The organism is Streptomyces sp. NPDC023541, assembly GCF_055559995.1.
This window is the reverse complement of the sequence record NZ_JBVHJO010000005.1, coordinates 14,722-31,689: the sequence shown is the minus strand read 5'-3', so window position 1 is coordinate 31,689 and position 16,968 is coordinate 14,722. Positions and strand designations below refer to the sequence as shown.

Below are 16,968 nucleotides of genomic sequence, written 5' to 3'. Positions count from 1 at the left end.
TCGGCATGCGCGCAACGCCCCGGTACCGCATGCTGCCCGGATGGCGGAACAGCACATGCACGCGTGGACGCACTGCGGCCCCTGCGAGGACTGCGTCGAGGAGGACTGGCAGCTCGTCCAGGCCGGCGAGCTGCGCTGGGAGGGGTACCAGCACTGCCCGCGCAACGAGGTCTACGCCTGCGACCGGGGCACGGGCGTACCGCCGCCGGAGGTCCGGGAGCGCATCCTCGCCCGCGAGGGATCGGTCCACCTGGCGGTCGGCGGGCCCGACGGAGTACCGATCGCGCTGCTGCGCCGGGTGTACGGCCTGAGCATCGCCGAGGCCGTGGCCGCACGGACGGAGGGGTACCGGGCCACCCCCGTTGAGGCCCGGTACCTGATGGCTGTGGCTGCGGCTACGGCCGTGGCTACGGCTGCGGACGGGGGGTCAGCGGGGCCGGGGCGATCTTGAAGCCGCCCTTGGTGACCTCCGTGAAGGGCGCCGGGGCCATGCAGGTGCCCACCGTCGGCTCGGCGACCGAGCCGTCGGGCTTCGCGTCGACGTTCACGATGCCCCAGGAGAAGCCGACGCGGTCGGGTGCGCCGCGCTCGCCGTCCTGGACGCTCAGGCCGATCCGCCTGCCCTCCCAGCCGACGTTCGAGCTCTTGACCACCGCGGTGATCGTGGCCGTCCTGCCGCCCGTCACCATGCAGTCCACCTCGGCCTCGGCGACGCCGGTGAAGTCCTGGTCCGGCATGGCGTGGTAGACGGTCACCCGGCCGCGCGCGTCCGTCGGCAGACCGTGCTCCAGGTTCTCGCCCTTCAGCGGCCTGCTCCACGGCACCGACTCGGCGTCGACCGTGAAGCGGATGTCGTGCGAGGCGGGCACGTACGGGTAGTGCACCGTGCCGCCCCCGTGCACCGAGGCGGCCTTCGGCGCGGCAGGCGCCGCCGGAGCCGGGGCGGCCGCCATCAGGGTGCCCAGCAGCGCGGCCGATCCGGCGACGGCAAGGGCGCGCGTACGGTTCTTCCGCGTACGGTTCTTCATCGTGAACTCCCGTTTTCCAAAGTGGTTTTGGTTACGGGTAGAGCCTCGCCGTCCGGCGTGCCCCGCTCCATCTGCCGATCGGCGGAAACGCCCGAGGGGCGCTCTGCCGTTCGGCAGAGCGCCCCTCGGAACGGGCTGAGGACTACAGCCCCGGGCCGCGCACCGGGATGCTGGTGAAGGTCGGCTGCTCGGGTTCACGCGAGGTGAAGAAGTCGTTGCCCTTGTCGTCCACGACGATGAAGGCCGGGAAGTCCTCGACCTCGATCTTCCAGACCGCCTCCATGCCGAGCTCCTCGTACTCCAGGACCTCGACCTTCTTGATGCAGTCCTGCGCCAGGCGGGCCGCCGGGCCGCCGATCGAGCCGAGGTAGAAGCCGCCGTGCGCGGCGCACGCGTCCGTCACCTGCTGGGAGCGGTTGCCCTTGGCCAGCATGACCTTGGAGCCGCCCGCGGCCTGGAACTGCTCGACGTAGGAGTCCATGCGGCCGGCCGTGGTCGGGCCGAAGGAGCCCGACGCGTAGCCCTCGGGGGTCTTCGCGGGGCCGGCGTAGTAGACCGGGTGGTCCTTCAGGTACTGCGGCATCTCCGCGCCCGAGTCCAGCAGTTCCTTGATCTTGGCGTGCGCGATGTCGCGCGCCACGACCAGCGGGCCGGTCAGCGACAGGCGGGTCTTGACCGGGTGCTCGGTCAGGGTCGCCAGGATGTCGTCCATCGGCTGGTTCAGGTCGATGGAGACGACGTCCGAGGACTCGGACAGGTGCTCGTCCGTGGTGTCGGGCAGGAAGCGGGCCGGGTCGCGCTCCAGCTGCTCCAGGAAGACGCCCTCGGCGGTGATCTTCGCGGTGGCCTGGCGGTCCGCCGAGCAGGACACGGCGATCGCGACGGGCAGGGAGGCACCGTGGCGGGGCAGGCGCACGACGCGGACGTCGTGGCAGAAGTACTTGCCGCCGAACTGGGCGCCGATGCCGATCTTCTGCGTCAGCTCGAAGACCTGCTGCTCCAGCGCCTCGTCGCGGAAGCCGTGGCCCAGCGGCGAGCCCTCGCGCGGCAGCTCGTCCAGGTAGTGGGCGGAGGCGTACTTCGCGGTCTTGAGGGCGTGCTCGGCGGAGGTGCCGCCGACGACGATCGCCAGGTGGTAGGGCGGGCAGGCCGCCGTACCCAGCGAGCGGATCTTCTCCTCCAGGAACTTCATCATGGAGGCCTCGTTGAGGACCGCCTTGGTCTCCTGGTAGAGGAAGGACTTGTTGGCGGAGCCGCCGCCCTTGGCCATGAAGAGGAACTTGTACGCGCCGCCGTCGGTCGCGTACAGCTCGATCTGCGCCGGCAGGTTCGAGCCGGTGTTCTTCTCCTCCCACATGGTGATCGGCGCCATCTGCGAGTAGCGCAGGTTGAGGCGGGTGTACGCGTCGTAGATGCCGCGGGAGAGGGCCGCCTCGTCACCGCCCTCGGTGAGCACGTTCTGGCCGCGCTTGCCCATGACGATCGCCGTACCCGTGTCCTGGCACATCGGCAGGACGCCGGCCGCCGCGATGTTCGCGTTCTTCAGCAGGTCCAGGGCCACGAACTTGTCGTTCGAGGAGGCCTCGGGGTCGTCGATGATGCGGCGCAGCTGCGCGAGGTGCGCGGGACGCAGGAAGTGCTGGATGTCGTGGATGGCCTCCTCGGCGAGCTTGCGCAGCGCCTCCGGCTCGACCTTGAGGAACGTACGGCCGTCCGCCTCGAAGGTGGACACGCCCTCGGCGGTCACCAGCCGGTAGGGGGTGGTGTCCTCGCCCAGGGGCAGCAGGTCGGTGTACGCGAACTCCGGCATTGGGGCCATTCCTCACTCGGCAGACAGCACTGACGACCAATTTGGCAGCGCAGTCCACCAGCGTAGGACCTCCCGTCCGGCGTGTGTCTGTGAGGTAAGGCTCACTCGGTAGTATCGCGATCTATCGTGTCTCGCTATGCTGGCGCCGTGGACCTGGAAAAGCACCTGGAAAAACACCTGGAAAAGCCCCCCGCCGCCCCCGCCCACGCCGGGCTGCGCGCCTCCGACGCCGACCGGGACCGGATCGCGCAGATCCTCGGCGACGCCGTCGCCGAAGGCAGGCTGACCGCCGAGGAGCACTCCGAGCGCCTGGACACGCTGTACGCCGTCAAGACGGTCGGCGAGCTGGAAGTGCTCGTACGGGATCTGCCCGCGCCCGGCACCGCCCATGCCCCGGCCCCAGCCGCGTCCTCGTACGGGGGGGCCGCCGGTCCGGCCGCCGAGACCATCGTCGCCGTGTGCAGCAGCTCCAGCCGCAAGGGCCGCTGGAGGCCGGGCGCACACACCCGTGCGGTCTCGGTCATGGGCGACATCACCATCGACCTCACCCAGGCGGTCTTCGAGCAGCAGGTCACCGAGATCAACGTGACCTGCGTGCTCGGCAACGTGGAGGTCCTGGTCCCCGAGAACGTCACCCTGCGCGGCTACGGCAGCGGGGTCCTCGGCAACTTCGAGGTGCGCGGCGAGAGCCGCGGGGAGACGGACCCGCAGGCGCCGGTGGTGATCGTCCGGGGTTTCTCCCTGCTCGGCAACATCGAGGCGCGGCCCAAGCTGGGCGCCCGCCTGGTCGACCTGGCGCGCAAGCTCCGCAAGAACCTCGACGGCTGACGGCTGAAACGCGGCGGCAGCGCATCCGGAGGCGGAGGGTCTCGTTTCGGACGAACCCCGGGCGCCCCGTGGCACACAGTGCATAGGGGCGCGTACAGCGGGTAGGGACAGGTGCGTCGTCTCTCGCTCACGTATACGTCGTCAGGAGTAGACCGTGCCGCTTCCGCCGCATCAGTCCCTGCAGGTAGCCGCCGTGAAGAGCCTTCAGGGTCCTGGGGCACGCCCTTCGGCCGTGCCGAGCCCGCGGGTGCCGGCCAGGGCGGCGGAAGACGGCCCATGGCACGCGGAGGCGGTGTGCCGCCGCGACGAGGCGGGGCTGTTCTTCGCGCCGTCCAAGGAGCCGACGGCCGCCCGGCTCTCCCGCGAGGAGGCCGCCAAGCGCGTCTGCGCCCGCTGCCCGGTGATGGTCGCCTGCCGCGAACACGCACTGCTGCAGCCCGAGCCGTACGGGGTCTGGGGCGGGCTCACCGCGGCCGAGCGCCGCGTGGTGCTGGCGCGGATGCGGCGCAGGTCCGCCGAGCTGCGGCAGGCCCCCGGCGCGGGGCCCATAGCCGCGGCGGGCTGAGCCGGCTGCCGCCCCGGCGGGCAGGTCCTGGTCCGCGTCGCACGCCACACGCCCCACGGACGTACGCATGCCACGCACGTCCCGGTGCGTCTCCCACGCCTCGTACGCGGACACGCGAGAGGGGCGGTCACCCCCGCACAGGGTGACCGCCCCTCTCGCGTTGTGCCCCCGCCCTCTACTGGGCGCGGTCGAAGTCGATCGCGCTGTACGCGCGCAGCTTCGACAGCCGGTGCGTGGAGTCGATCTTGCGGATGGTGCCCGACTTGGAGCGCATGACCAGCGAGGACGTCGTCGCCGTCTCGGAGCGGTAGTGCACGCCGCGCAGCAGCTCGCCGTCGGTGATGCCGGTGGCGACGAAGAAGACGTTGTCGCCCGAGACCAGGTCGGTGGTGGTGAGCACCCGGTCGAGGTCGTGGCCGGCGTCGAGTGCCTTCTGGCGCTCGGCGTCGTCCTTCGGCCACAGCTTGCCCTGGATCACACCGCCCAGGCACTTGATCGCGCAGGCCGAGATGATGCCCTCGGGGGTGCCGCCGATGCCCAGGAGCAGGTCCACGCCGGTGCCCTCGCGGGCGGCCATGATGGATCCGGCCACGTCGCCGTCGGAGATGAACTTGATGCGCGCGCCGGTCTCGCGGATCTCCCGGACGATGCCCTCGTGGCGCGGGCGGTCCAGGATGACGACCGTGACGTCCTCGGCGGCCATGCCCTTCGCCTTGGCGACCCGGCGGATGTTCACCGAGACCGGGGCGTTGATGTCGACGAAGTCGGCGGCCTCGGGGCCGGTGACCAGCTTGTCCATGTAGAACACGGCGGACGGGTCGAACATCGTGCCGCGGTCGGCGGCCGCCAGGACGGCGATGGCGTTCGGCATGCCCTTGGCGTTCAGGGTGGTGCCGTCGATCGGGTCGACGGCGATGTCGACCTCGGCACCGGTGCCGTCGCCGACCTGCTCCCCGTTGAAGAGCATCGGGGCTTCGTCCTTCTCGCCCTCGCCGATGACGACGACGCCGTTCATCGAGACGGTGGAGATCAGGGTCCTCATCGCGTTGACCGCGGCGCCGTCCGCGCCGATCTTGTCGCCGCGGCCGACCCACCGGCCGGCGGCCATGGCGGCCGCCTCGGTGACCCGTACGAGTTCGAGCGCGAGGTTGCGGTCAGGGGCCTCCGGGGAGACTTCGAGCTGGGGCGGCAGGTTGTGCTCGGTCATCGGAGCGCACCTTTCTGTACGGCGACGGCCGGGAAGTGAGGGTGCTGGAACTCTATCGGTACGTCGACATATTGAGCAGGGCGGGTCACGTATGAGCGGAATATCGGTCATTCGATTGTCCTGAGCGGACGCCTTGCGCGCCCGTGCGCGGACTCGGCGGGCGACTCAAGGGTGCGCCGTGCGGCGCGCCCGCGCGACCCCGGCGGTGATCGCCGCCCGGTGATGCGGGACGATGGTGCCGTGGCAGGTATGAAAGGCAAGCAGACGGTCTGGGACATGGTCCGGTCGCTGGCGGTGATCGGTGTCGTCGTCGCCGGGATCTACGTCTTCGTCCCGCATGACGACAAGGCCGATCCCACGCGCACGGTCGACTACCGGGTGGAGACCCTCACGGCCCGGCGCGCGGCCCCGTATCCGGTGGCGGCCCCGGTGGGCCTTCCGGAGCAGTGGCGGGCGACCTCGGTGACGTACGAGCGCAAGAAGGCCGACGCCTGGCACCTGGGCTTCCTCGACCCGGAGCAGCAGTACGCGGCGGTCGAGCAGTCCAGCGACACCTCCGTGAAGTACCTCGAACGGGTCACCAGGAACGCCACGGCCTCGGGGCAGACGCAGCAGGTCGGCGACGCGGCATGGGAGCGCTGGGAGGGCGAGAAGTACGACGCCCTCGTCCGGCGGGAGCAGGGCCACGTCACGGTGGTGACGGGCACGGCCTCCTTCGAGCAGCTCGGGACGCTGGCTGCGGCGCTGGAGTTCAAGCAGGGCCGGTAGGGCCGAGGGACCGGTGTGCAGTCTCGGGCCTCTCAGCCCTCGGCGGTCCGGCCCTCGCCGGCCATGAGCGGCCAGACCAGGGCGGGGCCCCAGGCGGATCAGGCCGATCAGGATCAGCGCCTCGCCCCGGACGGGCCGCAGCCCGAACGGCTCGGCGAACTCGGGAAGGCGCCGACCACTGCGATCAGGGCGTAGGGCGGAGCGGCTCCGGCCTGCTGCCGGATCGGGAACCGGTCGCCGCCCGCCCCGGGTCGGCAGCCGCAGCGTGCAGACGCAACCGACCACCGCGAGGACGGCGAAGGCCGCGGCGCCCGCCGGCCCGCCGGACCCGCGGCTGCTCGGTGCCGCCGACCCGGGCGAAGAAGTCCCATCAGGCGGGCAACAGGCACGACGGGGGGCCCCGCCGACGACGCGCGGTGGCGCCGGCAGTGCGCGGCAGTCACGGCGAAGGGCCGTGGGGGGGGGGGGGGGGGGGGGGGGGGGCCCGCGGCGGGGGGGGGGGGGGGGGGGGGGGGGGGGGGGGGGGCCCCCGGCCCCCCCCCCCGGCCGCCCCCCTTCGCCACCCCCCCGGGGGGGCGCGCGGCGGCCCGCCGGCCCCCCCCCCCCGCCCCCGGGCCCGGCCCCCGCGGCCCCCCGCCCCCCACGGCCCTTCTCGCGTGCTGCGGCCACGGGGCCGCGGCCGCGCTCAGACGGTGGTGATGACCTCGTCGATCGACAGGCGCGGGGAGCGCGGGAACCACGCGTCCTCGCCCGGCTTGCCGATGTTGACGACCATGATCGGCGTGTGGTCGTCGTCCAGGAACTCCTTCTGGATGCCCGCGAAGTCGGCGCCGGTCATCGGACCCGCGGCGAGGCCGGCGGCGCGGACGCCCAGGATGAAGTACGCGGCCTGCAGCGAGGCGTTGACCAGCGAGGACTGCTCGCGGGCCGGGCGCTCGGCGAAGAAGAGGTCCTTGGCCTGGGGGAAGTGCGGGAGCAGGCGCGGCAGCTCCTCGTGGAACTCGTTGTCCGCGGAGAGGATCGCTACCAGCGGCGCGGCGAGGGTCTTGGCCTGGTTGCCCTCGGCCAGGTGCTGCACGAGGCGCTCACGGGCCTCGGCGGAGCGGACCAGCGTGATGCGCAGCGGCGTGCCGTTGAAAGCGGTGGGGCCGTACTTCACCAGGTCGTAAATCGCCTGGACCTGCTCCTCGGTCACCGGCTCGTCGGAGAACGAGTTGGCGGTGCGGGCCTCGCGGAACAGCAGGTCCTGCGCGGCGGAGTCAAGTACGAGAGACATCGGAAAGCCTTCTTCCATACGGAGGTGAAGCGATGTCCACGACTCTACGGTCGAAGTAGATGAATTTTCAACTAAATCGGTGTGGCCGTGATCCGGATCACTCCTCCCCGGCGGCCTCGCGCGCCGCCAGCGCCGAGTCCAGCCGGGCCCGGGCCCCCTCCAGCCAGTGCCGGCAGACCTTCGCCAGCTCCTCGCCGCGCTCCCAGAGCGCGAGGGACTCCTCCAGCGAGGTTCCCCCGGCTTCGAGCTTGCGGACCACTTCGATGAGTTCGTCGCGGGCCTGCTCGTAACCCAGCGCCGTCTCGGCCTCTGTCATTCCCTTTTCCACCCTATGTGTGTAGTGCGACCACGTGATTGCGGCAGTGTGTCGTTACTCCGAAGCGACCGCCTCGCCGGCGGCCGAGCCCTCCGAGGTCCCGTCCGAGGTCCCGTCCGCGGTCCCGTCCGGGGCCTCTGCCGGGGCGACTTCCACGGTGAAGGTGCCCGCCGCAACCCTGGCGCGCAGCACCTCCCGGGCCGACACCTCCTGCGGCGAGCGCACCACGTGTCCGTCCGCCCGCTGCAGTACGGCGTACCCGCGCTCCAGCGTCGCGGCCGGCGACAGCGCCACCACCCTGGCCAGCGTGTGGGCCAGCTCCGAGTCCGCCCGGTCCAGCAGGTGCCCCAGCGTGCGCCTGCTGCGCGCCAGCAGCGCGTCCAGATCGTCCTCCCGCATTTCCACCATGCGCTGCGGGTGAACGAACACCGGCCGGGCCAGGGCGTGCGCGAGCCCCCGCTCCTCCCGGTCGAGCAGCGAGCTCACCGCACGCAGCCCCCGGCCCTGCAACTGGCGTACGCGCTCCAGCTCCTCGCCGACGTCCGGGACCACCTTCTTGGCCGCGTCCGTGGGCGTGGACGCCCGCAGGTCCGCGACCAGGTCCAGGAGCGGCGAGTCCGGCTCGTGGCCGATCGCCGAGACCACCGGGGTACGGGCCGCCGCGACGGCGCGTACGACCTCCTCGTCGGAGAAGGGCAGCAGGTCCTCCACGCTGCCGCCGCCGCGCGCCACGATGATCACGTCGACCTCGTCCAAGGCGTCGAGCTCCTTGACGGCCCGGACCACCTGCGGCACGGCGTGCACGCCCTGGACGGCGACGTTGCGCACCTCGAAGCGGACCGCCGGCCAGCGGCGCCGGGCGTTTTCCAGGACGTCGCGCTCGGCCGCCGAGGCCCGTCCGACCACCAGCCCGATCAGCTGCGGCAGGAAGGGCAGCGGTTTCTTGCGCTCCGGAGCGAAGAGCCCCTCGGAGGCCAGCGAGCGCTTGAGCCGCTCCAGCCGGGCCAGGAGCTCCCCGATGCCGACCGGCCGTATCTCCGTCGCCCGCAGGGACAGCTGCCCGCGCGGGGCGTACCACTCGGGCTTGGCCAGCAGGACGACCCGCGCGCCCTCCGAGACGACGTCCGCGACCTCGTCGTAGACCTGGCGGAAGCAGGTCACGCTGACCGAGATGTCGTGCGAGGGATCGCGCAGCGTCAGGAAGACCACCCCCGCCCCCGGCCGCCGCGAGAGCTGCGTGATCTGCCCCTCCACCCACACCTGCCCGAGGCGCTCGATCCAGCCCCCGATGAGCCGGGACACCTGGCCCACCGGCAGCGGCGCCTCGGCCGACGTATTCAGACCCATGTGCGCAGGCTATCCGGAGCCGCTGACAGCGTCTCAGGCTCTGCCTCCGGTGTCGGTGCCGGTGTCGGTTCCGGTGTCGGTTCCGGTGTCGGAAGTGTCGGAAGTGTCGGACGCCGCGGCCGTTGCCCCGGCCATGGGGGCGATGAACAGCAGCCCGTAGACGACCAGATCCCGGAAGCCGAGGCTCCGCCGCAGTGCCGCGGGCGCCGGGGCCCTGCTGGAATCCGTCGCGGACGCCATCATTCCTCCGGGTGACGGGTGGGACGTCCTCACGGGGCCTCCCGGTCAGTCTGTGCCGAACGGGCGACGTCCGGCCTGCTGGAGACCCCCGTACGATGGAGCACATGACTGCTCCCGCCCCTGCTCCCGCTTCCCGCCGTGTCCTGCTCGCCGCGCCCCGCGGCTACTGCGCGGGCGTGGACCGAGCCGTGATCGCCGTCGAGAAAGCCCTTGAGCAGTACGGGGCGCCGGTGTACGTCCGCCACGAGATCGTGCACAACAAGTACGTCGTCCAGACCCTGGAGAAGAAGGGCGCCATCTTCGTCGAGCGGACGGAGGAGGTGCCCGAGGGCAACATCGTGATGTTCTCCGCCCACGGCGTCGCCCCGGTCGTCCACGAGGAGGCGGCGCGCGGCAAGCTCGCGACGATCGACGCGACCTGCCCGCTGGTCACCAAGGTCCACAAGGAAGCCATCCGGTACGCGAACGAGGACTTCGACATCCTCCTCATCGGCCACGAGGGCCACGAGGAGGTCATCGGCACCTCCGGCGAGGCCCCCGACCACATCACCATCGTCGACGGCCCGCACGACGTGGACAAGGTCACCGTCCGCGACGAGTCCAAGGTCGTCTGGCTCTCGCAGACCACGCTGTCGGTCGACGAGACCATGGAGACGGTCGACGCGCTGAAGACGAAGTTCCCGCTGCTCGTCTCGCCGCCGAGCGACGACATCTGCTACGCCACCTCGAACCGGCAGGCCGCCGTCAAGGTGATGGGCGCGGACTCCGACCTGGTCATCGTCGTCGGCTCGAAGAACTCCTCGAACTCGATCCGGCTGGTCGAGGTCGCGAAGGACGCCGGCGCCAAGGCCGCGCACCTCGTCGACTTCGCGAGCGAGATCGACGAGGCCTGGCTGGAGGGCGTCACCACCGTCGGCCTCACCTCGGGCGCCTCGGTGCCTGAGGTCCTGGTCGAGGAGGTCCTGGAGTGGCTGGCCGCGCGCGGCTACGCGGACGTGGAGATCGTCAAGACGGCGGAGGAGTCCATCACCTTCTCCCTGCCCAAGGAGCTCCGCCGCGACCTGCGCACCGAGGCGGCGGAACTGGTCGCCGACAAGTAACTCGTTTCGTACCGTATGTCCATGCAGATCTTCGGCGTGGACATCGGCGGATCAGGGATCAAGGGCGCTCCCGTGGACCTGGAGCGAGGCGACCTGGCGCAGGAGCGCCACAAAGTACTGACACCACAGCCGGCCACCCCCGACGGGGTGGCCGGCTGTGTCGTCGAGGTGGTGCGCCACTTCGACTGGGACGGCCCGGTCGGCGTGACCTTCCCGGGCGTGGTCACGGGCGGGGTCACCCGCACGGCGGCCAACATGGACAAGTCCTGGATCGGCGTGGACACGGCGGCGCTGCTCTCGCGCGGCCTCGGCGGCCGGCCGGTGACGGTGCTGAACGACGCGGACGCGGCGGGCGTCGCGGAGATGACCTACGGAGCCGGACGCGGGCGGGGCGGCACGGTCCTCCTGCTCACGCTGGGCACGGGCATCGGGAGCGCGCTCTTCACGGACGGACGGCTGGTCCCGAACACGGAGCTGGGCCACCTGGAGCTGAAGGGCCACGACGCGGAGACGCGGGCGTCGGTGAAGGCCAAGGAGGACGGGGACCTCACCTGGGAGCGCTGGGCGAACCGGCTCAGCAGGTACATGCAGCACGTGGAGATGCTGTTCTCCCCGGACCTGTTCATCATCGGCGGCGGCGTCAGCCGCAAGCCGGAGAAGTTCCTGCCCCTGATCGAAGGCGTCCGGGCCGAGATCGTCCCGGCCAGGCTGCAGAACAACGCGGGCATCGTCGGAGCGGCGATGGCGGCGAAGGGGTGACCCGCCTGTCCGTGGTCAAGCGACACGGCGGGGGAGGCGGCGCCGGCCGATGAGCACGGCCTTGCGCACCAGTGCGATGAGCGCGGCGACGAGCGTGCCCGCGTACAGCCAGCCCGCGTGCAGGGACAGCGCGGAGACCAGCCCCATCAGCTGACCGCCGAAGCCGCCGGAGCCGCCCGAGATGGGCCACACTCCGGCGGCGAAGGCGATGGGGACGCCGATCGGCGCGGTGATCAGGTCAGCCGGCCGCACCCAGAGCGCGGTGGCGGCCGCGACGGGCGGGAAGAGTAGCCCGTAGACGAAGAGCGAGGAGCTGAAGAGCAGCCAGCAGATGCCGGCGACGAGCACCATCGCGGTGCACGCGAACAGCCCGCCGCCCAGGCCCGTCAGCCGGGGGCGGGGCATCCGGCGCACGGGCGCCGGCCGCGGGGCGCCGCCCTGCGCGGGCACGCCCGCGGGCCGCGGGCCCCTGCGCTGGGCCGGGGGTCGCTGCGGGTGAGGCGCCGGTCGCGTCCTGTATTGCTCCACCCCACCAAACTAGGCGGGACGGCGGCCGGACCGGGCCCGGACACGCGTACATCCACCCCCACTCATCGGAAAGTAAACTGTCCGGTGGCCCACTCCCGGGCCGCCGCCCCTCCAGCTACGGGAAGTCGCCAACGTGTCGCTCACGATCGGAATCGTCGGCCTGCCGAATGTCGGCAAGTCGACCCTGTTCAACGCCCTGACCAAGAACGACGTGCTGGCGGCCAACTACCCGTTCGCCACCATCGAGCCGAACGTCGGCGTCGTCGGCGTCCCGGACGCGCGCCTGGCCGTCCTCGCGGGCATCTTCGGCTCGCAGCGGGTCCTCCCGGCGACGGTCGACTTCGTCGACATCGCGGGCATCGTGCGCGGCGCGTCGGAGGGCGAGGGCCTCGGCAACAAGTTCCTCGCGAACATCCGCGAGTCGGACGCCATCTGCCAGGTCATCCGCGCCTTCAAGGACGAGAACGTCGTCCACGTCGACGGCAAGGTCTCGCCGAAGGACGACATCGAGACGATCAACACCGAGCTGATCCTCGCCGACCTCCAGTCCATCGAGAAGGCCGTCCCGCGCCTGACGAAGGAGTCCCGCCTCCAGAAGGACAAGATCGCGGTCCTCGCCGCCGTCGAGTCCGCCCAGAAGATCCTGGAAGGCGGCGAGACCCTCTTCTCGAAGGGCATCACGAAGGGCACGGAGCAGGGTGACCTCCTGCACGAGCTCCACCTGCTCACCACCAAGCCCTTCCTCTACGTCTTCAACGTCGACGAGGACGAGCTGACGGACGACGCCTTCAAGGCGGAGCAGAGCGCGCTCGTCGCCCCGGCCGAGGCGATCTTCCTCAACGCCAAGCTGGAGGCGGACCTCGCCGAGCTGGACGACGAGGAGGCCCTGGAGCTCCTCCAGTCGGTCGGCCAGGAAGAGCCGGGCCTGGCAACCCTCGGCCGCGTCGGCTTCGCCACGCTGGGCCTGCAGACCTACCTGACGGCCGGCCCGAAGGAAACGCGCGCCTGGACCATCAAGCAGGGCGCGACGGCCCCGGAGGCGGCCGGCGTGATCCACACCGACTTCCAGCGCGGCTTCATCAAGGCCGAGGTCATCTCCTTCGCCGACCTGGTCGACTGCGGCTCGGTGGCCGAAGCCCGCGCCAAGGGCAAGGCCCGCATGGAGGGCAAGGACTACGTCATGCAGGACGGCGACGTGGTCGAGTTCCGCTTCAACGTGTAGTGCCTGATTCCTTGATCGGCTAACGCGGCTGGTCAGGGCATGAATCCCCAGGTCAGGGGCCAGATCATCGGGTCTGGCCCCTTCCTGTTTTCTCCTGCGGATTCAGGCTGTTTCTGGGGCGTGTGCTGACTTGGTGCTGACCCTGGCTGCGACTCTCAGAAGCTCTGACCTGGGGCTCCGATGGGAGAGGGGAGGACAGCCGAAGGGATTGACCCGGACGAAGCGACGGCGGACCGGTTTCCCGTTCTGGAAACCCGAACCTCTTGTTGTGCAAGCCGCCGGCTGGGAACGATGAACGGGACACCGGAGCACGGGAACGAGGGGGCACCGTATGAGGCTGACGAAGCTGGCCACCACCTGTGAGAACGGGGACTGTCCCACCCTGTATGGCACCGACAAGGGAACCCTGATCGTGCAGGGAGGCGTGCCGACGGGACACGGTCTCGACGTGCCGGAGGGCGAATCCCTGGTGGAAATCCCGATGGACCTCATCCGGAAGGCAATCCGTGATCAGCGCATCTAACGACCTGGCTGCCCGCTTCTCGACCTTCCAGGAGGAGGCGTTCCGGCTGGAGACTCTCGACGACTACAGCAACTCGGGCAACCCTGCCGCCTTCCGTGCCTTCCTCGCGGGGGAGACCAAGCCCGCCGACTACAACGCAGACTGGCTGGAGACCGTGCGAAAGGCGACGGAGAGCGGTAAGCGCATGGTGCGCGTCCACGTCCTGTCCCGCCCGCTCACGCCGTACCTCCGCTACGAGCTGAGCTGGGGTTACCAGACGAACATGACGGCGGGTGAGGAGTTCCACATCCTCGACACGACCGACCACCCGAATCCGCTGGAGGGTGTGCCCGATTTCTGGCTCTTCGACGGCCGCGAGCCTGTGGTGCTCAACTACGACGAGAACGGCGCGTTCACCGGGCCGACGTTCGTCCCGGCACCGGGGGCGTTGCCCACGGGCGAGGAGTCCGAGTACGCGACGTATCGAAGCGTCGCCCTGGCCATGTCGGTGCCCTTCACCGAGTGGTGGGGGAAGCACGGAGCAGCGTGAATCAGGCAGAACTCGGTGCCGCGCTGCGGGCGCTGCGGCAGGCGTCCGGCAAGGAGGCCAAGGTCGTCGCCCGCAGCGCAGTCATGTCGACCGCCAAGCTGTCGAAGATCGAGAACGGCCGTGTCGCCCCGGCGACGGCGGATGTGGAACGCATCCTCACGGCTTTGGACGTGTCCCCGGAGATCAAGGCCGAGTACCTCGCTGTAGCCCGCGCACAGGCCACAGAGGCAACCGCATGGCGCCTCTTTCGGCGCATGGGCTACCACAAGAAGCAGGAGCAGATCAGGGCGTTGGAGTCCTCGATGACGCTCCTGCGCCTCTTCCAGCCGTCCCTGGTTCCCGGTCTGCTCCAGACGCCCGAATACATCCGGGCAGTGTTGGAGCCGAAGGGCCTCACGGACGAACAGCTCTCCCGTACGGTCTCCGCCCGGATCGAGCGGCAACGCGTCCTGTACGACACCAGCAAAACCCTGCACTTCGTGGTTACGGAACCCGTCCTGCGCTGGCGTCTCCTTCCGCCTGCGATGATGGCGGGCCAGCTGGACCGCATCGTGTCGGTGTCCCGCCTGCCGAACGTGGACGTGCGCGTGGTCCCCCTCGACGCGCCGCAGCGCGACGTGCCCGGTCACTCCTTCGTCATCCGGGACGACCGTGTGGTGACGGTCGAGACGACACACGCCGAGGTGGTCGTCACCGACCCACGGGACGTCTCCCTGTACGTCGAGAAGTTCGACCGCTTCGCCTCCGTGTCCCTTGCCGGGGACGCAATGCGCGACCTAGTCGAGGGCATTCGGGACGCGTTCTTGCGCGAACGGGAAACGCCCTAGCTTCGGCCCCTCGGACCGGCTGACCATGGCCTTCTCGACGAGATGCGGGGAGGCATACGAGATGCACGGAGAACCGTCGACGCTGCCGGAGCCGGTGGCTTCTTCCCTACCGCCGGCACGGCCGGAACCCGTCCCGGGCTGCCGGGACTGCCTCGGCCTCGCGGTACAACGGGCCAACGCCGGGTCGGTCTGGGACTACTCCAAGGTGTCCGACATGAACGTGACCCTGCGCGCCCACCTGCGCGACCAGCACGGGGGCGAGCAATGACCCGCGCTGTCCTGCGCTACGTCACGCACCGGATCACCCAGCACCCGGACACCGACGTGACGTTCGAGGCCGAGTGCCTCCACTGCGCGTGGATGGCAAATCCGTCCGAGGACGGGGCAGCCGTGGACGTCGAGTGCATGGGACACACCGGACGCAGCGGACACAGAGGCTTCCGCCGCGTGTGCACCTCGTTCGCCATGGTGATGAGGGACGGCACCGAAGCAGGGCTCGTCCTGTCGAGTGGCGAGGACCCCGCCAGAAGGCAGCTACGGAGGCCGTCGGTCGTACGTGGCAATCGCCGCACGGAGTCACTGGGCGATGCGAGCCAGGAGGGACGTTCATGACGAAGGAAGAGTGGATCGAGAGAGAGCTGGCCAAGGCGCCCGAGCGAGACGACGAGTGGGTCCGAGCCATGCTTCGGTGGTTCGGGATTTTCCCTGAAGACGAGGCCCACGAGGCGCCTGCTTCTTCCGTGATCGCGGCGGCGCGAGACGGAAGAGGCAAGCTTCACGCGGATACGCCACAGGGCCCTTGAGGAGTGTGACCCGGGGCCCGGTCCGCGCGAGCTGCTGCGGAGAGCCTTCATGGGCGACAGGTGCCTGCCTCTCCCCTTGCTGAGGTCAGCTCGCAGGGGAGGCACAAGCCAGGAAAGGGCCAGCTGCCTTGCTCCAGGACTCGCCCCGTGCGAGAGCCGCTGTCCCCTCAGTGCGCAGAGACTCGATCACGGGCGCGAGGAAGGTCGTTCGCCAATGCTGGATGGTCTCCGGCTTCATGCCGCTCGCGTCCACCACGGCCCCCACTCTCGCTTCGAGGACGGCCGCGCCCTCTGCTGTGTCGTCGCCGGTCCAGTCATCCACGTGCTGGGCTATCAGCGCCCACGACAGCTTGATCATGGGTCGGATCGTAGAGGTGGTGGCGGAGAACCGGGAGAGAGCGAAGGGGGTGGGGTGTGACCCCTTTGGGCCTGTGCTCCAGTCCGCCGTGTCTTAGCAGCTCGGATTCTGCCACGGTTCCAGGGGCGACGAGAGAACTGAAGATGCAGGCCAGAGTAGAGAGAATTCGCAGATCAGGCCCCATGCGAGGCATGCTTCCGTCGTGTCGCTGATGCGAGACTACGCTGCTTCATCACTCAGCTTGCGTCGCTTGTCCGTGAGGTACTCCCGAATGATCCGGCCAAGTACCTCGCCCTCGTGCAGCCGCTCGTTGAACGCCGCTCGTCGCAGGGCGGCGCGGTCTGTGGGGTCCAGGATGGCCACCAGGAACTCCGCGTTTGGGTGTTGGTAGCCACAGCAGATCAGACGCATGCATCGCCTCGCGGACGTGCCGACGTTCGGCGTACGCCAGGGGTAATGGGGTATCCCCGCAGCTCCTTCTTGCAGCGGTCGAGGATCTTGAACAGCTCGTCCTTGTTCCGGTGCTTCGCGTCGCCGTAGTGCAGCTCGAACCACTCTCGGCGGTCCATGTCTGCTATCTCTCGCTGCACACGTTCCACGCGCCGTGTGATGCCCGCGTAGACGCGTGGGGCCATGGCGCGCGTTGCAAAGCCGGCCGTCGGGTGCATGACGTGGAGATCCATGTCGCGTACCCAGACCCTGGCGCTACGGCCCTTCTTCCAGCGGTTGCAGTGCTCGCACGCTGGGACGAAGTTCCACCAGATGTCGGCTCCCTCGTCGACGACGGGTCTTTCGTGGTCGATGGTGGTGGCAGAAGATCGCCCGCAGTAGACGCACAGGCCGCGATGCGCCGTCAGGACCATGAGCCACTGCCAGGTCTTCTGCTTGCCTCTCTCGCCGCGGCGGACCGTGTCCATCGCGTTCCTCCCCGTAG

General features: G+C 70.1%; 24 protein-coding genes. 13 read left to right on the top strand and 11 right to left on the bottom strand.

Annotated features, from left to right (window positions below; translation table 11 throughout):
* Positions 1-40: 40 nt before the first annotated feature.
* Positions 41-451, top strand: a complete 411-nt coding sequence (locus ACZ3X1_RS13630; protein ID WP_356815627.1) for a hypothetical protein — start codon at positions 41-43, stop codon at positions 449-451.
* Here ACZ3X1_RS13630 and ACZ3X1_RS13625 read toward each other — a convergent pair.
* Together ACZ3X1_RS13625 and ACZ3X1_RS13620 are read right to left on the bottom strand one after the other, a co-directional pair.
* On the bottom strand, positions 408-1,028 hold the full coding sequence (locus ACZ3X1_RS13625; RefSeq protein ID WP_356815628.1) for a hypothetical protein: 621 nt from the start codon (positions 1,026-1,028) through the stop codon (positions 408-410). The genes ACZ3X1_RS13630 and ACZ3X1_RS13625 overlap by 44 nt on opposite strands.
* A gap of 142 nt (positions 1,029-1,170) precedes the next feature.
* Positions 1,171-2,838: a fumarate hydratase gene (locus ACZ3X1_RS13620; RefSeq protein WP_362626452.1), complete on the bottom strand. Its 1,668-nt coding sequence runs from the start codon at positions 2,836-2,838 to the stop codon at positions 1,171-1,173.
* A 147-nt stretch (positions 2,839-2,985) separates the two neighbouring features.
* Here ACZ3X1_RS13620 and ACZ3X1_RS13615 point away from each other — a divergent pair, with 147 nt between their 5' ends.
* Positions 2,986-3,666: a DUF1707 SHOCT-like domain-containing protein gene (locus ACZ3X1_RS13615; RefSeq protein WP_467279622.1), complete on the top strand. Its 681-nt coding sequence runs from the start codon at positions 2,986-2,988 to the stop codon at positions 3,664-3,666.
* 154 nt (positions 3,667-3,820) lie between these two features.
* Positions 3,821-4,231: a WhiB family transcriptional regulator gene (locus tag ACZ3X1_RS13610; protein ID WP_436842081.1), complete on the top strand. Its 411-nt coding sequence runs from the start codon at positions 3,821-3,823 to the stop codon at positions 4,229-4,231.
* Positions 4,232-4,406: 175 nt separating this feature from the next.
* Here ACZ3X1_RS13610 and glpX read toward each other — a convergent pair whose 3' ends face one another.
* Complete coding sequence (gene glpX / locus ACZ3X1_RS13605; protein ID WP_030029065.1) at positions 4,407-5,438, bottom strand: class II fructose-bisphosphatase; 1,032 nt, start codon at positions 5,436-5,438, stop codon at positions 4,407-4,409.
* 249 nt (positions 5,439-5,687) lie between these two features.
* Between glpX and ACZ3X1_RS13600 the strand changes: the two genes are divergently transcribed.
* A complete protein-coding gene (locus ACZ3X1_RS13600) occupies positions 5,688-6,206 on the top strand; it encodes a DUF4245 domain-containing protein (protein WP_234308684.1) in 519 nt (172 codons plus the stop codon).
* 685 nt (positions 6,207-6,891) lie between these two features.
* Here the strand turns inward: ACZ3X1_RS13600 and ACZ3X1_RS13595 are convergent.
* The 4 genes from ACZ3X1_RS13595 to ACZ3X1_RS13580 all read right to left on the bottom strand — a co-directional run bounded on the left by ACZ3X1_RS13595 (position 6,892) and on the right by ACZ3X1_RS13580 (position 9,385).
* Positions 6,892-7,482 (bottom strand): malonic semialdehyde reductase, encoded by a 591-nt coding sequence (locus ACZ3X1_RS13595; protein ID WP_356813912.1) that lies wholly within the window; start codon positions 7,480-7,482, stop codon positions 6,892-6,894.
* Positions 7,483-7,579: 97 nt separating this feature from the next.
* Positions 7,580-7,798, bottom strand: coding sequence for an exodeoxyribonuclease VII small subunit (locus ACZ3X1_RS13590; protein WP_030029069.1), 219 nt, complete (start codon positions 7,796-7,798; stop codon positions 7,580-7,582).
* 54 nt (positions 7,799-7,852) lie between these two features.
* Entirely contained in the window at positions 7,853-9,145 is a 1,293-nt protein-coding gene (xseA, locus tag ACZ3X1_RS13585) for an exodeoxyribonuclease VII large subunit (protein ID WP_467279607.1), read from the bottom strand.
* A 33-nt stretch (positions 9,146-9,178) separates the two neighbouring features.
* A complete protein-coding gene (locus ACZ3X1_RS13580; RefSeq protein WP_390077900.1) occupies positions 9,179-9,385 on the bottom strand; it encodes a hypothetical protein in 207 nt (68 codons plus the stop codon).
* 95 nt (positions 9,386-9,480) lie between these two features.
* On the opposite strand from ACZ3X1_RS13580, the gene ACZ3X1_RS13575 reads away from it, so the two are divergent.
* Together ACZ3X1_RS13575 and ppgK are read left to right on the top strand one after the other, a co-directional pair.
* Positions 9,481-10,485, top strand: a complete 1,005-nt coding sequence (locus tag ACZ3X1_RS13575; protein ID WP_390077843.1) for a 4-hydroxy-3-methylbut-2-enyl diphosphate reductase — start codon at positions 9,481-9,483, stop codon at positions 10,483-10,485.
* Between the two features lie 21 nt (positions 10,486-10,506).
* Entirely contained in the window at positions 10,507-11,244 is a 738-nt protein-coding gene (gene ppgK / locus ACZ3X1_RS13570) for a polyphosphate--glucose phosphotransferase (protein WP_356813916.1), read from the top strand.
* Between the two features lie 15 nt (positions 11,245-11,259).
* On the opposite strand, the gene ACZ3X1_RS13565 is transcribed toward ppgK, so the two are convergent.
* Positions 11,260-11,649, bottom strand: coding sequence for a DUF6542 domain-containing protein (locus ACZ3X1_RS13565; RefSeq protein ID WP_356813917.1), 390 nt, complete (start codon positions 11,647-11,649; stop codon positions 11,260-11,262).
* A gap of 256 nt (positions 11,650-11,905) precedes the next feature.
* On the opposite strand from ACZ3X1_RS13565, the gene ychF reads away from it, so the two are divergent.
* The 7 genes from ychF (at position 11,906) to ACZ3X1_RS13530 (ending at position 15,676) form a co-directional block, all read left to right on the top strand.
* Positions 11,906-12,994: a redox-regulated ATPase YchF gene (ychF, locus tag ACZ3X1_RS13560; protein ID WP_356813918.1), complete on the top strand. Its 1,089-nt coding sequence runs from the start codon at positions 11,906-11,908 to the stop codon at positions 12,992-12,994.
* Between the two features lie 331 nt (positions 12,995-13,325).
* Positions 13,326-13,517 (top strand): hypothetical protein, encoded by a 192-nt coding sequence (locus ACZ3X1_RS13555; protein WP_467279601.1) that lies wholly within the window; start codon positions 13,326-13,328, stop codon positions 13,515-13,517.
* Positions 13,501-14,046 (top strand): DUF6879 family protein, encoded by a 546-nt coding sequence (locus ACZ3X1_RS13550; RefSeq protein ID WP_057603183.1) that lies wholly within the window; start codon positions 13,501-13,503, stop codon positions 14,044-14,046. The genes ACZ3X1_RS13555 and ACZ3X1_RS13550 overlap by 17 nt, the downstream gene beginning before the upstream one ends.
* Entirely contained in the window at positions 14,043-14,873 is an 831-nt protein-coding gene (locus ACZ3X1_RS13545; RefSeq protein ID WP_467279598.1) for a helix-turn-helix domain-containing protein, read from the top strand. The genes ACZ3X1_RS13550 and ACZ3X1_RS13545 overlap by 4 nt, the downstream gene beginning before the upstream one ends.
* A gap of 61 nt (positions 14,874-14,934) precedes the next feature.
* Entirely contained in the window at positions 14,935-15,141 is a 207-nt protein-coding gene (locus ACZ3X1_RS13540) for a hypothetical protein (protein ID WP_467279596.1), read from the top strand.
* Complete coding sequence (locus ACZ3X1_RS13535) at positions 15,138-15,485, top strand: DUF7848 domain-containing protein (protein ID WP_467279595.1); 348 nt, start codon at positions 15,138-15,140, stop codon at positions 15,483-15,485. The genes ACZ3X1_RS13540 and ACZ3X1_RS13535 overlap by 4 nt, the downstream gene beginning before the upstream one ends.
* Positions 15,482-15,676, top strand: a complete 195-nt coding sequence (locus ACZ3X1_RS13530; RefSeq protein ID WP_467279592.1) for a hypothetical protein — start codon at positions 15,482-15,484, stop codon at positions 15,674-15,676. The genes ACZ3X1_RS13535 and ACZ3X1_RS13530 overlap by 4 nt, the downstream gene beginning before the upstream one ends.
* An 85-nt stretch (positions 15,677-15,761) precedes the next feature.
* Here the strand turns inward: ACZ3X1_RS13530 and ACZ3X1_RS13525 are convergent, their stop codons facing one another.
* From ACZ3X1_RS13525 to ACZ3X1_RS13515, 3 genes are all read right to left on the bottom strand, one after another.
* On the bottom strand, positions 15,762-16,034 hold the full coding sequence (locus ACZ3X1_RS13525; protein WP_030145788.1) for a hypothetical protein: 273 nt from the start codon (positions 16,032-16,034) through the stop codon (positions 15,762-15,764).
* Positions 16,035-16,253: 219 nt separating this feature from the next.
* Entirely contained in the window at positions 16,254-16,397 is a 144-nt protein-coding gene (locus ACZ3X1_RS13520) for a hypothetical protein (protein WP_467279589.1), read from the bottom strand.
* A 38-nt stretch (positions 16,398-16,435) separates the two neighbouring features.
* A complete protein-coding gene (locus ACZ3X1_RS13515; protein ID WP_467279586.1) occupies positions 16,436-16,951 on the bottom strand; it encodes an HNH endonuclease in 516 nt (171 codons plus the stop codon).
* Between the last annotated feature and the right edge of the window lie 17 nt (positions 16,952-16,968).

What these genes read in the sequence shown, in the direction of transcription:
- ACZ3X1_RS13630 (WP_356815627.1), top strand. Translation starts at nt 41, where the DNA reads ATGGCGGAACAGCACATGCACGCGTGGACGCACTGCGGCCCCTGCGAG.
- ACZ3X1_RS13625 (WP_356815628.1), bottom strand. Translation starts at nt 1,028, where the DNA reads ATGAAGAACCGTACGCGGAAGAACCGTACGCGCGCCCTTGCCGTCGCC.
- ACZ3X1_RS13620 (WP_362626452.1), bottom strand. Translation starts at nt 2,838, where the DNA reads ATGCCGGAGTTCGCGTACACCGACCTGCTGCCCCTGGGCGAGGACACC.
- glpX (WP_030029065.1), bottom strand. Translation starts at nt 5,438, where the DNA reads ATGACCGAGCACAACCTGCCGCCCCAGCTCGAAGTCTCCCCGGAGGCC.
- ACZ3X1_RS13600 (WP_234308684.1), top strand. Translation starts at nt 5,688, where the DNA reads ATGAAAGGCAAGCAGACGGTCTGGGACATGGTCCGGTCGCTGGCGGTG.
- ACZ3X1_RS13595 (WP_356813912.1), bottom strand. Translation starts at nt 7,482, where the DNA reads ATGTCTCTCGTACTTGACTCCGCCGCGCAGGACCTGCTGTTCCGCGAG.
- ACZ3X1_RS13590 (WP_030029069.1), bottom strand. Translation starts at nt 7,798, where the DNA reads ATGACAGAGGCCGAGACGGCGCTGGGTTACGAGCAGGCCCGCGACGAA.
- xseA (WP_467279607.1), bottom strand. Translation starts at nt 9,145, where the DNA reads ATGGGTCTGAATACGTCGGCCGAGGCGCCGCTGCCGGTGGGCCAGGTG.
- ACZ3X1_RS13580 (WP_390077900.1), bottom strand. Translation starts at nt 9,385, where the DNA reads ATGGCGTCCGCGACGGATTCCAGCAGGGCCCCGGCGCCCGCGGCACTG.
- ACZ3X1_RS13575 (WP_390077843.1), top strand. Translation starts at nt 9,481, where the DNA reads ATGGAGCACATGACTGCTCCCGCCCCTGCTCCCGCTTCCCGCCGTGTC.
- ppgK (WP_356813916.1), top strand. Translation starts at nt 10,507, where the DNA reads ATGCAGATCTTCGGCGTGGACATCGGCGGATCAGGGATCAAGGGCGCT.
- ACZ3X1_RS13565 (WP_356813917.1), bottom strand. Translation starts at nt 11,649, where the DNA reads ATGCCCCGCCCCCGGCTGACGGGCCTGGGCGGCGGGCTGTTCGCGTGC.
- ACZ3X1_RS13555 (WP_467279601.1), top strand. Translation starts at nt 13,326, where the DNA reads ATGAGGCTGACGAAGCTGGCCACCACCTGTGAGAACGGGGACTGTCCC.
- ACZ3X1_RS13540 (WP_467279596.1), top strand. Translation starts at nt 14,935, where the DNA reads ATGCACGGAGAACCGTCGACGCTGCCGGAGCCGGTGGCTTCTTCCCTA.
- ACZ3X1_RS13535 (WP_467279595.1), top strand. Translation starts at nt 15,138, where the DNA reads ATGACCCGCGCTGTCCTGCGCTACGTCACGCACCGGATCACCCAGCAC.
- ACZ3X1_RS13530 (WP_467279592.1), top strand. Translation starts at nt 15,482, where the DNA reads ATGACGAAGGAAGAGTGGATCGAGAGAGAGCTGGCCAAGGCGCCCGAG.
- ACZ3X1_RS13525 (WP_030145788.1), bottom strand. Translation starts at nt 16,034, where the DNA reads ATGATCAAGCTGTCGTGGGCGCTGATAGCCCAGCACGTGGATGACTGG.
- ACZ3X1_RS13515 (WP_467279586.1), bottom strand. Translation starts at nt 16,951, where the DNA reads ATGGACACGGTCCGCCGCGGCGAGAGAGGCAAGCAGAAGACCTGGCAG.